General features: G+C 70.6%; 13 protein-coding genes. 10 read left to right on the plus strand and 3 right to left on the minus strand.

All coding sequences use genetic code 11. From position 1 onward, the window contains the following. Nucleotides 1–294: 294 nt before the first annotated feature. Both D455_RS0121410 and D455_RS0121415 read right to left on the minus strand, forming a co-directional pair. On the minus strand, nt 295–1,542 hold the full coding sequence (locus tag D455_RS0121410; protein WP_017572734.1) for an ABC transporter substrate-binding protein: 1,248 nt from the start codon (nt 1,540–1,542) through the stop codon (nt 295–297). A gap of 469 nt (nt 1,543–2,011) precedes the next feature. Next, the gene (locus D455_RS0121415; RefSeq protein WP_017572735.1) at nt 2,012–2,440 is read right to left on the minus strand and encodes a PaaI family thioesterase; all 429 of its coding nucleotides are present in this window, start codon (nt 2,438–2,440) and stop codon (nt 2,012–2,014) included. A 158-nt stretch (nt 2,441–2,598) separates the two neighbouring features. Between D455_RS0121415 and polA the strand changes: the two genes are divergently transcribed. The 6 genes from polA to D455_RS0121445 all read left to right on the plus strand — a co-directional run bounded on the left by polA (nt 2,599) and on the right by D455_RS0121445 (nt 9,692). Further along, entirely contained in the window at nt 2,599–5,424 is a 2,826-nt protein-coding gene (gene polA, locus D455_RS0121420) for a DNA polymerase I (RefSeq protein ID WP_026122852.1), read from the plus strand. A 46-nt stretch (nt 5,425–5,470) separates the two neighbouring features. Then, entirely contained in the window at nt 5,471–5,914 is a 444-nt protein-coding gene (gene arfB, locus D455_RS0121425; RefSeq protein WP_017572737.1) for an alternative ribosome rescue aminoacyl-tRNA hydrolase ArfB, read from the plus strand. 428 nt (nt 5,915–6,342) lie between these two features. Beyond that, nucleotides 6,343–7,833: a 30S ribosomal protein S1 gene (rpsA, locus tag D455_RS0121430; protein WP_017572738.1), complete on the plus strand. Its 1,491-nt coding sequence runs from the start codon at nt 6,343–6,345 to the stop codon at nt 7,831–7,833. 150 nt (nt 7,834–7,983) lie between these two features. Beyond that, nucleotides 7,984–8,508 carry a GNAT family N-acetyltransferase gene (locus tag D455_RS0121435; protein WP_017572739.1) on the plus strand — a complete coding sequence of 175 codons (525 nt, stop codon included), beginning with the start codon at nt 7,984–7,986 and terminating at the stop codon, nt 8,506–8,508. Nucleotides 8,509–8,518: 10 nt separating this feature from the next. Beyond that, complete coding sequence (gene coaE, locus D455_RS0121440; RefSeq protein WP_017572740.1) at nt 8,519–9,121, plus strand: dephospho-CoA kinase; 603 nt, start codon at nt 8,519–8,521, stop codon at nt 9,119–9,121. Nucleotides 9,122–9,167: 46 nt separating this feature from the next. Further along, nucleotides 9,168–9,692, plus strand: a complete 525-nt coding sequence (locus tag D455_RS0121445) for a hypothetical protein (protein ID WP_017572741.1) — start codon at nt 9,168–9,170, stop codon at nt 9,690–9,692. Here D455_RS0121445 and D455_RS0121450 read toward each other — a convergent pair. Continuing rightward, on the minus strand, nt 9,689–10,735 hold the full coding sequence (locus D455_RS0121450; protein WP_051064689.1) for a hypothetical protein: 1,047 nt from the start codon (nt 10,733–10,735) through the stop codon (nt 9,689–9,691). The genes D455_RS0121445 and D455_RS0121450 overlap by 4 nt on opposite strands. A 218-nt stretch (nt 10,736–10,953) precedes the next feature. Here D455_RS0121450 and uvrB point away from each other — a divergent pair, with 218 nt between their 5' ends. From uvrB to D455_RS0121470, 4 genes are all read left to right on the plus strand, one after another. Next, entirely contained in the window at nt 10,954–13,053 is a 2,100-nt protein-coding gene (gene uvrB, locus D455_RS0121455; protein WP_017572743.1) for an excinuclease ABC subunit UvrB, read from the plus strand. A gap of 179 nt (nt 13,054–13,232) precedes the next feature. Then, the gene (locus D455_RS0121460) at nt 13,233–13,679 is read left to right on the plus strand and encodes a DUF3060 domain-containing protein (RefSeq protein WP_017572744.1); all 447 of its coding nucleotides are present in this window, start codon (nt 13,233–13,235) and stop codon (nt 13,677–13,679) included. A 342-nt stretch (nt 13,680–14,021) separates the two neighbouring features. After that, nucleotides 14,022–15,017 carry a GNAT family N-acetyltransferase gene (locus tag D455_RS0121465; protein WP_026122853.1) on the plus strand — a complete coding sequence of 332 codons (996 nt, stop codon included), beginning with the start codon at nt 14,022–14,024 and terminating at the stop codon, nt 15,015–15,017. A 211-nt stretch (nt 15,018–15,228) separates the two neighbouring features. After that, the coding region (locus tag D455_RS0121470) for a hydroxymethylglutaryl-CoA lyase (protein WP_017572746.1) at nt 15,229–15,981 on the plus strand (753 nt) is incomplete at its 3' end.

Here is a 15,981-nt window from a genome sequence, read left to right on the forward strand (position 1 = left end):
CGTCGGCGCACCGCCACAGTCGCGCGAGGAAAGGGCTTGATGGTGTCTCCCTCCGCTTCCCCGCACTCTTGTCTCCCCGCCTTCCTGCCTCTCAGCACTCCTGTCTCTCCGCCTTCCTGCCTCCCCGGATCCCTGCCTCCTTGCCTCCCGCCTCTTCTCTCTTCCTTCGCGCCTCTCCACAACGCGAAGCGCCCCGGAAAGCCTTGGGCCTTCCGGGGCGCTCTCAGAGATCGGTGCCAGGGATCGGCGTCAGGTGATCTGGACCACTCGCCGATTCACTCACTGATCCGCTCGCTAATCCTGGAGGGAGTGCTCCTCGTAGCGGAGGATCTCGTGACCGTCCTCGCCGTAGTGGAAGATCTCGAACGTGGCGGCGGTCGGGTCGCCGTTGTCGTCGAAGTCGATGTTGCCGCTGACGCCCTGGTAGTTGATCTCCTCACCGTCGGCCAGCAGGTCACGGCACTCGGAGAAGGAGCCGCACTCGGTGCCCTCGGGACGGCTGATGTTGGGCAGCTCGGCGACGTACTCGGACGGGTTGACGCTGCCCGCGGCCTCGGCGGCGAGGGCGATCGAGGTCACGCAGTCGTAGACCTGGGGGGCGAACTGGAAGACTTCCAGGTCCGGGTTGAAGTTGGTCAGACCCTCCATGAACTCCGGGTTGTCCGCGCTCGGGGCGATACCGGTGATGCCCATGACGCTGTCGGGGTTGTCCGCGCTGACGGTCTCGCCCAGGTTCGGGTCGTTGAGGCCGTCGGTGACGTAGACCTGCTCACCCTCGACGCCGCTCTCCAGCATCTGGGCGATGACCTGCGCGCCCTCCTCGAAGGCGATGAGCGCGACGGCGTCGGGCTCCGCACCGTTGACGCTGGTGACGACCGAGTCGAAGGTGGTGGCCAGGGGGTCGTAGGTCTCGTTGACGACGACCTGGGCGCCGAGGCTCTCCAGCTCCTCCTGGAGGGCGCGCGCGTAACCGCCGCCGTAGTCGTCGGCGCGGGCGACGATGCCGATGTTCTGGTTGCCGTCCTCGATCATCGTGCGAGCCATCACGACGGCGGAGAGCAGGTCGCTCGGGGCGGTGCGGAAGTAGTAGCCACCGTCCTCGATGTCGCTCAGCTCGGCGGCGGTGTTCGAGCCGGAGCACTGGACGACCTCGGCGCCGGTGATGGTGTCGTAGGTCGCCTGCGTCATACCGGAGGCGGCGGCGCCGATGACGGCGTTCACTCCGTCGGCGACGAGGTTGTTGGCGGCCTGGTTGGCCTGGGCGTTGTCGCCCGCCTCGTCGCCCGGGACGATCTTGGGGACGTCGGTGCCGAGGATGCCCCCGGCGTCGTTGATCTCCTGGATCGCGTACTCGGCGGCGCTGATCTGGGGCGGACCGAGGAAGGCGAGGTTACCGGTCTGCGGGTAGAGGATCCCGTAGGTGAACTCGCCGCCGCCGTCACCACCGTCGCCTCCGTCGCCCCCCTCGCTGCCACACGCGGTCAGGCCGAGGACAAGGGCCGCGGTTGCGGCAGTGAGGCCTAGGACCTTCTTGCTTGCCATGTCGTGGTCACTCCGTTCAACCGGCGAAGCACACACTGCGTGACGCAGAGGTGCCGATGAGCATGTGCGTCCTGATGCCCGCTATGTGTGGCATGACTTAATCAGGAGCATTAGCGGAGCTTAATCACGAAAGTTCCGGCCCGGAAAGAACAGAGCGGGCGTTGGTGCCGACTCGCCGTCATGCTGTTATGGCTCTGTAGTCATCATTGGCACCGCTCGTTTCGTGTCTGTACAGATCGGAGCTATCCGTGCCCGCAGGGCAGCAAACTGTCGCGGTGTCCAGGCATGGCAAAGCCCGACCGTCAAGAGTTACGGTCGGGCTGTAGGAAAGCTACAGCGGGGCTACACGCAGGCGTGAAGCGGCCCTTCCGCAATGTGCGAAAACCCTTGACCGCTATACGGGCCACAGCGTCCTTCCGGCCCCATACGGTTCCGTCCGGCTCGCTCTGCCCGGCCCGCCCCGATCCCGCTACGCCTGGGGCATCTCGCGCAGCATGCACGTCAGCCGGGAGGTGCACACCTTCCGGTCCTTGTCGTCCGTGATGGCGATGTCCCACGTGGCCAGCGTCCGGCCCAGGTGCACCGGGGTGGCCACACCGGTCACGTACCCCTCGGTGGCCGACCGGTGGTGGGTGGCGTTGATCTCGATGCCGACGGCGATCTTCCCGAACCGGGAGGCGTGGGCCGTCGAGCCGATCGACCCCAGGGACTCGGCCAGCACACACGACGCCCCTCCGTGCAGGAGACCGAACGGCTGGACGTTGCCCTCCACCGGCATCCGGCCCACCACGCGCTCGGCTGACACCTCGGTCACCTCGATGCCCATGCGCTCGCCCAGGCCGCCCACGAAGCCGCCCGCGTCGAGCATCCGGCGCATCGCCTCGGAGTCCGTCGTCATGATGTGTGCCTCCCGATCCGTCGGAGGCGCCGCCCGGGCCGGATCCGGTCCGGGAGACCCCGCCGGTCCGGAGTCGGCCCTCCCGCTGTCGTCCACTGTTCTCCGGTGCCCTCGCGATGTGGCCGCGAAGTGTCTGCGTCGCATCCTAGGATTTGTCTGTGGTGACCAAGCGAGAGACCCCCGACCAGACATCCCCGGCCAGCACGGGGGCGGCCGGTGCGCCCGCCCCCGCTCCCTCCGGCGCCGGCGGCCAGCGCCCCCGACTCCTCCTCCTGGACGGCCACTCGATGGCCTTCCGCGCGTTCTTCGCGCTCCCGGTGGAGAAGTTCGGCACGACGACCGGGCAGTCGACCAACGCCGTCTACGGCTTCGCGTCGATGCTGGTCAAGCTGCTGCGTGACGAGCAGCCCACCCACGTCGCGGTGGCGTGGGACCTGTCCGGGCCCACGTTCCGGCACGAGGAGTACGCCGAGTACAAGGACGGCCGCTCCGACACACCGCCGGAGTTCCCCTCCCAGGTGCCGCTCACCCAGGACCTCATGCGCCTGGTCGGCGTCACCAACCTGTCCGCTCCGGGCTTCGAGGCCGACGACGTCATCGCCACCCTGGCCCACCGGGGCGGTGAGGCGGGCATGGAGGTGCTCATCGCCTCCGGCGACCGCGACGCCTTCCAGCTGGTCACCGACTCCTGCACGGTCCTGTACCCGGGCAAGAGCCTGTCGGACCTGCGGCGGATGGACCCCGCCGCGGTCGAGGACAAGTACGGGGTCCCCCCGGAGCGTTACCGCGACCTGGCCGCCCTGGTGGGGGAGAAGGCCGACAACCTCCCGGGCGTGCCCGGCGTGGGCCCCAAGACCGCCGCCAAGTGGATCGCCAAGTACGGCTCCCTGGACGAGCTGGTCGCCCGCGCCGACGAGCTCACCGGCAAGGCGGGGCAGAACTTCCGCGACCACCTGGACGACGTCCTGCGCAACCAGCGGCTCAACCTGCTGGCCACGGACGTGGACCTGGACGTGGACGTCACCGCCCTGGGGCTGGGCGAGGCCGACCGCGCCGGGATCGACGCGCTCTTCGACAACCTGGAGTTCGCCTCCAACCTGCGCGAGCGCCTCTACTCCGTCGTCCGTCTGGCCGAAGGCGGGGCCGAGGAGGCCGGAGCCGCGCCCACCGACGGCTTCCAGGTCGACCTGACCGTGGCCGGAACCGGTGAGCTGGCCGCATGGCTGGCCGAGCACGCCGCCCCCGACACCGCGACCACCGACACGCTCACGCCCACCGCTCCCGCCGGACTGGCCCTGGACGGCACCTGGGGCCAGGGCACCGGCCGGGTGGACGGGCTGGCGATCAGCGTGCCCACAGGCGAGGCGGTGTTCGTCGACCCCACCGCCCTGGACCCGGCCGACACCGAGGCGCTCGCCGCCTTCCTGGCCGACCCCGACCGGCCCAAGGCGGTGCACGAGTACAAGGGCGCCCTGCTGGCGCTGGGCGCGCACGGGTGGACCCTGGGAGGGGTGGTCAGCGACACCGCCCTGGCCGCCTACCTGGTCCAGCCGGGGCAGCGCCGCTTCGACCTGGCCGACCTGTGCCGCAGGTACCTGGGACGGGAGCTGGAGGAGTCCTCCTCCGGCGACCAGCTGACCCTGGACCTGGGCGAGGACGGCGACACGGGCTCGGGCCCCCAGCACCTGCTGGCCGTGCGCGCGAGCGCCACCCGCGACCTGGCCGGGGTGCTGTCCGCCGAACTGGACAGGCGCGGCGGCACCCACCTGCTGCACGGGGTGGAGCTGCCGCTGGTGGACGTCCTGGCGCGTCTGGAACGGGCCGGGATCGCCGCCGACCGCCCGTACCTGGAGGGCCTCCAGGGCGAGTTCGCCGCGGCGGCCCGCGGCGCGGTGGAGCGCGCGCACGAGGTGGTGGGACGCGAGTTCAACCTCGGCTCGCCCAAGCAGCTCCAACAGGTCCTGTTCGAGGACCTGGGGCTGCCCAGGACCAAGAAGATCAAGACCGGGTACACCACCGACGCGGACGCGCTGGCCTGGCTGGCCACGCAGACCGACAACGAGCTGCCCGCGGTGCTGCTGCACCACCGCGACCAGACCAAGCTGCGCACGACGGTCGAGGGCCTGATCAAGACGGTCTCCGACGACGGCCGCATCCACACCACCTTCAACCAGACGGTGGCCGCGACCGGCCGTCTGAGCTCCACCGACCCCAACCTCCAGAACATCCCGGTGCGCACCGACGTGGGGCGGCGCATCCGGCGCGCGTTCGTGGTGGGGGAGGGCTTCGAGGAGCTGCTCACCGCCGACTACAGCCAGATCGAACTGCGCATCATGGCGCACCTGTCGGGCGAGCAGGCGCTGATCGACGCCTTCAACAGCGGCTACGACTTCCACGCGCAGATGGCCGCGCAGGTCTTCGGCGTCGAGGTCGAGCAGGTCGACGGCGAGGCGCGGTCCAAGATCAAGGCGATGAGCTACGGCCTGGCCTACGGGCTGAGCGCCTACGGCCTGTCCCAGCAGCTGGGGATCACGCCGGAGGAGGCCAAGCGCCTGATGGAGGACTACTTCGCCGAGTTCGGCGGGGTGCGCGACTACCTCAACGCCGTGGTGGAGCAGGCCCGCAGGGTCGGCTACACCGAGACGATGATGGGACGGCGCCGCTACCTGCCGGACCTGACGAGCGACAACCGGCAGCGCCGGGAGATGGCCGAGCGCATGGCGCTCAACGCGCCGATCCAGGGGTCGGCCGCCGACATCATCAAGGTGGCCATGCTCCAGGTGGACGCGGCCCTCACCGAGCGCGGGCTCACCTCGCGGGTCCTGCTCCAGGTACACGACGAACTCGTGGTGGAGGTCGCCCCCGGTGAGCGCGAGGCGGTCGAAAAGCTCGTGACGCACGAGATGAGCTCCGCCTATGATCTGCGTGTGCCGCTGGCCGTCTCGGTCGGCAGCGGACAGAACTGGCACGACGCCGCGCACTGACAGGGGCCGCGGCGTACGGAACGCGTGACGCGAGGAGGCGGGGACGGTGACGACACGGGGCACGGCCACCGAGGGGTTGACCGTGGGACCGGTCACCGTCTCCGCCGACGCGCTCACGTGGCGCTTCTCCCGCTCCTCGGGGCCGGGCGGCCAGCACGTCAACACCTCCGACACCAGGGTGTCCCTGTCCCTGGACGTGGCGGCCTGTACCAGCCTGGGGCGTACGCGGCGCCAGCGCGCGCTGGAGCGGCTCCACGGACGCCTGGTCGACGGTGTGCTCACGGTCACGGTGCAGACGCACCGGTCGCAGGCGCGCAACCGGGTCGAGGCCAGGGAGCGGATGGCGGCGCTGCTGGAGGAGGCGACGGCGCCGCCCGCGCGCGAACGCCGCGCGACCCGCCCGAGCCGTGCGTCCCGACAACGCCGTCTGGATGCCAAGAAACGGCGGAGCGCCGTCAAACGGTCACGCTCCCGTCCTCCTATGGACTGACCGTAACCCCTCCTCTCTTCGACTTTTCCGCGTGTCCCGTCCACGGCCCCGATCGTGGGCGCACGGCCTTCCCCCAGGGGCGTGACCCCGTCCGGACGTGCGGCTACCCCCCGGTTGATCTTGACCGCCATGCTCGGGTAAATTGCCGCCATTGCGACCTACGCCGGGTTGGCGGCCCTGGGTTCCGATTGACCAGGACGCCCTTGTCTCATATTCTGGCCGGAGCGTTGTGGGTTCGTGTGGGCGTCCGCTGTCTCCATGGAGACGGTGGGGGCGCGCTCCTCCGGTCAACACTCTCGGTACCCGACGGCTGGCGTTCCGGTGGTTTCACCACCGTCACGGCTCCGTCCACCGGGTGGGGACCGGCGGATTCGGACCTGCGGCGTGCCCATTTTCTGAATCTGTCCGTATCCGGAGTCCACCCACAAATGACGAGCAGCACCGAGGCCACCTCGACACCCCAGGTAGCGGTCAACGACATCGGGTCCGAGGAAGCCTTCCTCGCGGCGATCGACGAGACCATCAAGTACTTCAACGACGGTGACATTGTCGAGGGCACCATCGTGAAGGTCGATCGAGACGAGGTCTTGCTCGACATCGGTTACAAGACCGAAGGTGTGATTCCCTCACGGGAACTCTCGATCAAGCATGACGTCGACCCCGGCGAGGTTGTTGCCGTCGGCGACCAGGTCGAGGCCCTCGTCCTCCAGAAGGAGGACAAGGAAGGCCGCCTGATCCTGTCCAAGAAGCGCGCCCAGTACGAGCGCGCCTGGGGCACGATCGAGAAGATCAAGGAGGAGGACGGCGTCGTCACCGGCACCGTCATCGAGGTCGTCAAGGGCGGTCTCATCCTCGACATCGGCCTGCGCGGCTTCCTGCCCGCGTCCCTGGTCGAGATGCGCCGCGTGCGCGACCTCCAGCCCTACGTCGGCCGTGAGCTCGAGGCGAAGATCATCGAGCTGGACAAGAACCGCAACAACGTGGTCCTGTCCCGCCGCGCCTGGCTGGAGCAGACCCAGTCCGAGGTCCGCCAGACCTTCCTCAACACCCTCCAGAAGGGTCAGATCCGCAAGGGCGTCGTCTCCTCGATCGTCAACTTCGGTGCGTTCGTGGACCTGGGCGGCGTGGACGGCCTGGTGCACGTCTCCGAGCTGTCCTGGAAGCACATCGACCACCCGAGCGAGGTCGTCGAGGTCGGCCAGGAGGTCACCGTCGAGGTCCTCGACGTGGACATGGAGCGCGAGCGCGTCTCCCTGTCGCTCAAGGCGACGCAGGAGGACCCCTGGCAGCAGTTCGCCCGGACCCACCAGATCGGCCAGGTCGTTCCCGGCAAGGTCACCAAGCTGGTTCCGTTCGGTGCGTTCGTGCGCGTCGAGGAGGGCATCGAGGGCCTGGTCCACATCTCCGAGCTGGCCGAGCGCCACGTCGAGGTGCCCGAGCAGGTCGTCCAGGTCGGTACCGAGATCTTCGTCAAGATCATCGACATCGACCTCGACCGCCGTCGCATCAGCCTCTCGCTGAAGCAGGCCAACGAGAGTGTCTCGCCGGACCAGGTGGACTTCGACCCCACCCTGTACGGCATGGCCGCCGACTACGACGAGCAGGGCAACTACAAGTACCCCGAGGGCTTCGACCCCGAGAGCGGCGAGTGGCTCGAGGGCTTCGAGGCTCAGCGGGACGAGTGGGAGCGCAGCTACGCCGAGGCGCAGGCCCGCTTCGAGGCGCACCGCAAGCAGGTCGAGGAGGCCCGCGCGGCCGAGGCCGACGCGGCCAACGCCCCGGCTCCGGTCGAGGAGGAGGAGTACACCGGCGGCGGACAGAGCAGCGGCTCGTCCGGCTCGGAGTCCTCCAGCGGCGCCCTGGCCTCGGACGAGGCCCTGGCCGCCCTCCGCGAGAAGCTCGCGGGCGGCGAGGCCTAGGCGACGGCCTGAGGATACGCTGACACCAGCGCGGGGCCGCTTCCTCCTTCCGGAGGGGGCGGCCCCTCGCCGTGTCCGGGGCTCCGGAGCGGCCGGGGGGAACTAGGGTCGTGGCGTGCCCCGCGAGGGCGGGGCGCGTGAGGAGGCGACGTGTTCGACATCCACCCGGCCACCCCCGCCGACGCGGGCGAGGTCCTCACCCTCCAGAGGGCGGCCTTCGTCGACGAGGCCCAGGCCTACGGAGACCCCTTCGTCCTGCCGCTCACCGAGGGCCTGGAGAGAGTGGAGAAGCTGCTGGGGCAGGAGGACACCCTCGTGCTCAAGGCGGTCGCCGGGCCCCGCCTCGTCGGCGCGGTCCGGTCGCGGGTGATGGGAACCGGCGCGGTGGTCTCCCGCCTGGCGGTCGTCCCCGACCTGCGCCGCCGGGGGATCGCGCGGGCGCTCCTGGCCGACCTCGAACGGCGTCTGCGCGAGGGATACCCGGACCTGACCGCGCTCACCCTGTCCGCGGGCGCCCAGGACGCCGGGCAGCAGCGGTTCTACCGCCGCCTGGGATACGCCGAGACCTCCCGTGAGCGCGTCGCCGAACACCTGGTCATGGTGCACATGCGCAAGGAGCTCGGCCCGGAGCGGTCCGGAGGGGGCGGCGTCGCCGAGAGGGAGACGGCGGTCTAGGGTTTTCGGCATGCTGAAAGTGGGACTCACCGGCGGGATCGGCTCCGGCAAGAGCGCGGTCTCGGCCGAACTGGCCGCCTACGGCGCCACCGTCATCGACGCCGACGCCCTCGCCCGGGAGGTCGTCGAACCCGGCACCCCCGGGCTGGACGCGGTCGTCGCCGAGTTCGGCGAGAAGGTGCTCACCCCGGACGGGCGGCTGGACCGGCCGCGGTTGGGGGAGATCGTCTTCGCCGACGAGGACAGCCTGGCCAGGCTCAACGCCATCGTGCACCCCCTGGTGGGCGAGCGCGGCGACCAACTCATGGAGGAGGCCGTGGCCTCCGGGGTGGAGGTGATGGTCTACGACGTTCCGCTGCTGGTGGAGAACGGTCTGGGCCCGCTCTACGACGTGGTGGTCGTGGTCGACGCCCCCGACGAGGTACGGGTGGAGCGCGTCTCCGTCAACCGCGGTATGCCGCGCGAGCAGGTGCGGGACCGTATCCGCGCGCAGGTCGACCGGGAGACCCGCCTGGCCGCCGCCGACCTGGTGGTCGACAACTCCGGCACCCGCGAGCAGCTGGGCGACCGGGTCGCCCAACTGTGGCGCGAGCTCCTCAAGCGCGCCCGGTAGCGTCCCCGCCGAATCCCCGATCCCGACGGCACCGGAGGACGTGCGCGTGTCCACCGTCGACTACCTGGTCCGCCTGCTGTACCCGCTGGGGCTTCCGGAGCCCACCGCGGACGGTCCGCCCGACCTGCCCCTGCCCGCCGACGTCCGGGAACTGCTCACCCGCCTCGGCGCGAACGGCTTCGCGGTCGACAACAGGTTCCACTTCACGGTCAGCGAGCGTCTGCCGGAGAACAGCCGGTCGCACCGCGATGACCTGAGGTGGGCCCACGAGAGTGACGAGATCACCATCGTGGGAGACCGGATCTCCTACCGTGGCGGGGACGGGGACTACCGGGTCGTCTTCTCCGACCTGCTCTTCGTAGGAAGCGACGACAACGGGTTCGACCTCTACTGGGAGGCGGTGGGCGATCCGGACGGGTGGGCCCTGCTGGCGGACGGCAGAGGACGGTGGGCCCGCCACGAGATGCCCACCGTCGACTACCTGTACGGCCTGCTCAGCGGGTCCCTCCGATGTCCGGTCTTCACGTTGCGGGACTGGCCCGAAGACGACCTCGAAGTGGTCCCGACCTAACCCTTGTGGTCACGGTCCCGGTGGAGGGCCTCGGACAGGGACGATCCGGCGGCCACGGCCTCGCGCACCAGCTCCTCCCGGACCGAGTGCGCGGCCTGGACGCTGAGCAGGCTGTCGTCGAGCTCCTCCGTGCGCATCGTGTCCAGTGACGAGGACAGCGCCAGGTCCGCGTAGTCCCCGGCGCGGTCCGCGATCTCCTGGCACTGCTCCCACTCGCGGTGCGCGGTCACCGCCGCCCGCACGCGCTCGCCGTAGCCGGTCAGCACCCCGACCCGCTCGGTGAGCGCCGCGTGGGCGCGGGCGACCGCCTCCTCCTGCGGTTCGAGCGCCCGCGCGACCTGGTCGGACACGGCCTCGTGCTTGCGCGTCACCAGTTCCGTGCGCAGGGAGCGCAGCCGCAGCAGCTCCTGGGACAGCCGCCACTCCTCCTCGCGCAGCAGGGGCAGGGTCCGGCTGCCGTCGAAGGACGGGCCGAGCACCCGGATGCCCTCCTCCACCCGGTCGGTGGCCTGCTGGAGCTGGGCGAACAGGTGGGCCTCCGGCTCGTCGCGCTGGGTCACGTAGTGGTAGGGGCGGCCGAAGTCCTCGGGCAGGACGTACCGGTCGGAGTACTCCGCGGCCAGGCGGGTGACCATGCCCGGGCGCATGATGGCCCCCGCGCCGCCCGCGGCGGCGGTCAGGTAGAGGGCGGCGGTCGCGGGGTCGCCGGGCACGACGGCGCCGAGCGGCCCGAGGACCTGGCCGAGCAGCATGTGGGCGCCGAGGACCCCGGCGGTGGAGGCGGGCAGCGCCCAGAAGGCGTGCATGACCAGGTCGGCCCAGTCGTCGGTGAAGGAGTCCTGGAGCCGGACCAGGCCGAGGACGGTCACGGTCGTCCCCAGGCAGAGCAGGGCCACGAGAAGGGCACCGGTGGCCGGGAAGAGCAGGGCGATGGCGGCGAGGGAGCCGCACCCCGCGGCGGCGAACAGGGCGCCCTGCCTCCATGTGGGACCGCGCGGCGGACCGGCCGAGGCCGGGATCAGCTTCTCGGGATGGGCGCTCATGCGCGTGACCGCGCGGGGAGGGAGGTCCGGGTCGAAGGTCGGTCTGGAGGGGTGTGACACGGCTGTCACCTCGCTTCGGACACAAACGCTGGTCTCGATTCTACTCTCGTACCCCCGTTCGGGAGCGGCTAAGGGATGTCGTCGGCAGTCTGTAGCGTTGGGGTTGAGGGACACGCGGGCGCGGGGGCGGCCCGCCGTTCGATGGGAGAAGAGGCGACGTGCGACCGGTCAGCGACATCAAGCGCAGCGAGGCGCCCTTCGAGGTGGTCTCGGAGATGACCCCGGCGGGGGACCAACCAGGCGCGATCGCCGAGATCAGCCGGAGGGTGCGGGACGGCGAACCGCACACGGTGCTGCTCGGCGCCACCGGTACCGGTAAGACGGCGACCGTGGCGTGGACGGTGGAGCAGCTCCAGCGGCCGACCCTGGTGATGCAGCCCAACAAGACCCTGGCGGCGCAGTTCGCCAACGAGCTGCGCCAGATGCTGCCGAACAACGCCGTCGAGTACTTCGTGTCGTACTACGACTACTACCAACCCGAGGCCTACGTACCGCAGAGCGACACCTACATCGAGAAGGACTCCTCGATCAACGACGAGGTCGAGCGGCTGCGCCACTCGGCCACCAACTCGCTGCTCACGCGCCGGGACACGATCGTGGTCGCCTCGGTCTCGTGCATCTACGGCCTGGGCACCCCGCAGGAGTACGTGGACCGGATGGCGCAGCTGGCGGTCGGCATGGAGGTCGACCGCGACGAGCTGCTGCGCCGGCTGGTGGAGATGCAGTACTCCCGCAACGACACCGCGTTCACGCGCGGCACGTTCCGCGTGCGGGGCGACACCGTCGAGATCATCCCGGTCTACGAGGAGCTGGCGATCCGCATCGAGATGTTCGGTGACGAGGTCGAGCGCCTGCTGACCCTGCACCCGCTCACCGGCGAGGTGCTGGGCGAGAGCCAGGAGATGTTCATCTTCCCCGCCTCGCACTACGTGGCCGGTGAGGAGCGCACCGAGCGGGCCATCGCCTCGATCGAGGCGGAACTGGGCGAGCGGCTGGCCGAACTGGAGGGTCAGGGCAGGCTGCTGGAGGCGCAGCGGCTGCGCATGCGTACCACCCACGACCTGGAGATGATGCAGCAGCTGGGCACCTGCTCGGGCATCGAGAACTACTCGCGCCACTTCGACGGCCGCGAGCCGGGCAGCCCGCCCAACACGCTCCTGGACTACTTCCCCGAGGACTTCCTGCTGGTGCTGGACGAGTCCCACGTGACCGTCCCGCAGATCGGCGCGATGTACGAGGGCGACGCCGCGCGCAAGCGCACCCTGGTGGAGCACGGGTTCCGGCTGCCGTCGGCGCTGGACAACCGGCCGCTGAAGTGGGAGGAGTTCACCGAGCGCATCGGGCAGACCGTCTACCTGTCGGCGACGCCGGGCCGCTACGAGCTCCGTCAGGGCGGCGGTGAGGTGGTCGAGCAGGTCATCCGCCCCACCGGCCTGGTCGATCCCGAGGTGCTGGTCAAGCAGACCGACGGGCAGATCGACGACCTGGTGCACGAGATCCGGGTGCGCGCCGAGCGCGAGGAGCGGGTGCTGGTCACCACGCTCACCAAGAAGATGGCCGAGGACCTCACCGACTACTTCACCGAACTCGGTATCCGCGTGCGGTACCTGCACAGCGAGGTGGACACGCTGCGCCGGGTGGAACTGCTGCGCGAGCTGCGGGTGGGCGAGTTCGACGTGCTGGTGGGCATCAACCTGCTGCGTGAGGGACTGGACCTGCCCGAGGTGTCGCTGGTGGCGATCCTGGACGCGGACAAGGAGGGCTTCCTGCGTTCGGAGACCTCGCTGATCCAGACGATCGGCCGTGCGGCGCGCAACGTCGCGGGCCAGGTGCACATGTACGCCGACAACGTCACCGACTCCATGCGGGCGGCCATCGACGAGACCAACCGGCGCCGGGACAAGCAGCTGGCCTACAACGCCGAGCACGGGATCGACCCCACGCCGCTGCGCAAGCAGATCGCCGACATCCTGGACACGCTCAACCGGGAGGACGTGGACACCGAGGAGCTCATGGCCACCGGTTACCGCGCCCCGGGGAGCAGGGGCGGCCGTGCGCCGGTGCCCGCGCTGGGCGAGCGTTCCGCGGAGGTGGCGAACATGCCGCGCGCGGAGCTGGCCGGGCTCATCGAGCAGTTGAGCGAGCAGATGCACCAGGCGGCGACCGACCTCCAGTTCGAGCTGGCGGCCCGGTTGCGTGACGAGATCGGTGAGCTCAAGCGTGAGCTTCGCGGCATGGACGCGGCCGGGGTGAAGTGACGCGAGTCCCCAAGGGAGCGCGGTTCCGGCCCCGTGTCAGCGGGGCCGGGCCGCCCCGAGGTCTCGGGGCGGGAACTTTCCGAAAACGATGAGGTCGCGCAGTTACCTCCACGTGACATACTCTTGGCTTCGCGCGAGCTGTATGTCGCGATTGCCGGGTATTCGGTTGTGGGGGAGACATGAGAGTTCGGCTGCTCGCGGCCGCGGGCGGTGGCCTGCTGCTGACCTGCCTTCTGCCCGGCTGCGGTCTGGCCTCGGGGCACGAGGACGTGGAGCCGCCCAACGGCGCCCCGGGCACCGAGGACGCCGCGGAGGGGCCCGCCATGCCCGACCACAACGTCAGCACCGACGACGTGCTCATCGTCGTCGACGACGGCGCCGAGGTGAGTGAGGACTGCGGGGACCGCGAGGTCGTGGTCACCGCGGACGACGCCGTGGTCGTCCTGCACGGCAGCTGCGGCCTGGTGCGCGCCACCGGCCGGGGATCCACCGTCGACGTGGGCTCGGCGGACAAGATCGTGCTGGTGGGGGTCGACAACACGGTCTCCTTCGCCTCCGGCGACCCCGAGGTGATCAACCACGGTCGCAACACCGACGTCGTCCAGGGCGGCGCCGCACGCGCCTGAGCGGAAGGCGCTGGCGCACCGGGGATCCGTGTCGGCGCGTTGACCGCCCCGGCATCCGAGAGTGACCTTCGATCCGTTACCGTGGTGCGCGTCCACTCGCGTGTACGGCAGGGCGTGTGGACGCCGAGGTCGGGCGGGTGTGGCGACGCGGAGTGAATTCTTGGTTGCAGTTGGCGTTTTCGTCCTCCCGGTCGGCTCCGAGGCGGTACGGTCGTTTCGTCCCGCCCGCGGTGCAACCTGTTCCCGTCGGGGCGGCACGACGGCCCAAGGGCGCCGCGCGCGCCATCCGGCACCGGTCCGGGGTCGCGCGTTCGACGTGAGAACCCGCTAGGGGAGGGGTGGATGAGCGGTTATGTCGCACGGGTGCGGCATGATGAGTCGCCCGGAGGCGACGTCGGCCTGGACCCGTTGGTGCGCTCGGCGGCCCAGCGCTGGGCGGACGCCGATCCCCTGCTGCCCGAACCCGTCAACTTCCCCCAGGGTTCCTATCCCCTGCTGACCGTCAGCGACGAGGACGGTCGCCCCGTCGCCGCGGGCACCATGCACTACACCTGGTACCAGCCCGGTGAGGTCGGCCGGATCTGGGGCGTGCCCGACCAGCACTGGCTCACCCCCATCGTGGGCGGTCCCGAACCCAGCCGTGCCCTGGACTCCCTGCTGACCAGCTGGCGCGACCAGCTGGAGGACCTGCCGACCGGTACCGGTTCGGAGTCGGCGGCCCTGGTGAGCTGGCCCGCCCGTGACGTGTGCGGCATCATCCCGTTGCAGCGCCACGGCCTCCAGCCCTACACCGTGCTGGCCGCGCGGCAGCGCCGCCGGGGGGTGCCCCCGTCGCTGCCGCCGCGCGACGTGACCATCAGGCTGGCCGACCGCAGCGACCTGACCCAGGTGGTCGGTCTGCTCATGGAGGAGCACCGCTACGAGCAGCACTTCGGCGGGGTGTTCCTGCAACCGGACACCGCCGAGCAGACCCGTGAGGTCGCCGCGCGGGCGCTGAACCGCTCCCGCTCCTGGATCTGGTTGGCCGAACGCCGCGGACGCGCCGTGGGCCTGCTGTGGGTGTCCCCGCCCGAACGCTCGCGGTGGGCCAGGTCGCTGGTCAACGCGCGCCCGATCGCGCACATCGGTTACGGCGTGGTGGTCGCAGCCGAGCGCGGTCACGGGATCGGCACGGCACTGGTGGGCCAGGCGCACCAGGCGCTGGACAGCCACGGCGTGGGCGTCTCGGTGCTCAACTACGCCGCAATGAACCCGCTGTCGGGGCCGTTCTGGCACCGCATGGGGTACCGGCCGGTGTGGACGACGTGGGAGGTCCGCCCCGCCCTGGCCCTGCGCTGAGGCGCGGAGCGGGTTCCGGGCAGCACGGCGTCACGGGGTGGGCGGCCCCCCAATATCCAGGAAACCGTGTTCGCCCGCCGCGCGCCAGCCCGTTCCCGCTCCTGTGGACAACGGTGGGCCACGGGCGTCGCCGCCCCCCGGTACGGATCCGCCGGCGGCCGCTCCACTAACCTGTGCGCGGACGCAAGGGCGCGTGGGAAGGTGAGAGGCGATGACCGCGAACGATCGTGGGCCCGAGGGCGCGGAGCACGTCGAGATCGTCGAGGTGGGGCCGCGCGACGGCCTCCAGAACGAGGCGAGGACCCTGTCGGTCGAGGACCGCGTCGAGCTGATCGACCGCGCGGTGGCCGCGGGGGTCCGCCGGATCGAGGCGGTCAGCTTCGTCAACCCCAGGCGCGTCCCCCAGATGGCCGGGGCCGAGGAGATCATGGCGGCCGTCACGCGCGCGCCGGGGGTCTCCCACATCGGACTGGTGCTCAACCGGCGCGGCCTGGACCGCGCGGTGGCCGCGGGGGTGTCCGAGGTCAACGTGGCGGTGCCCGCCACCGACGGCTTCTGCGTCCGCAACCAGGGGTGCACCGTCGACGAGATGCTCGGCGCCCTGGCCGACATCGACGCCGAACTCTCCGGAACGGGCATCCCGCTGAGCGTCACCGTCTCGACCGCGTTCGGCTGCCCCTTCGACGGCGAGGTGCCGCCCGAGCGCGTGGTGGAGGTGGTCCGCCGCGTCGCCGACACCGGAGCGGTGGAGATCGCGCTGGCCGACACCATCGGCGTGGGCGTGCCCCGGCAGGTGGGCGACCTCCTGGCCAGGGTCGGCGAGGTCGCGGACGGCCGCGCGCTGCGCTGTCACTTCCACAACACCCGCAACACCGGTTACGCCAACGCGCTCGCGGCCGTGGACGCGGGTGTACGGGTCCTCGACTCCAGCCTGGGCGGCTTCGGCGGCTGCCCGTTCGCGCCC

The sequence above is a fragment of the Nocardiopsis halotolerans DSM 44410 genome (assembly GCF_000341065.1).
Lineage (GTDB): Bacteria > Actinomycetota > Actinomycetes > Streptosporangiales > Streptosporangiaceae > Nocardiopsis > Nocardiopsis halotolerans.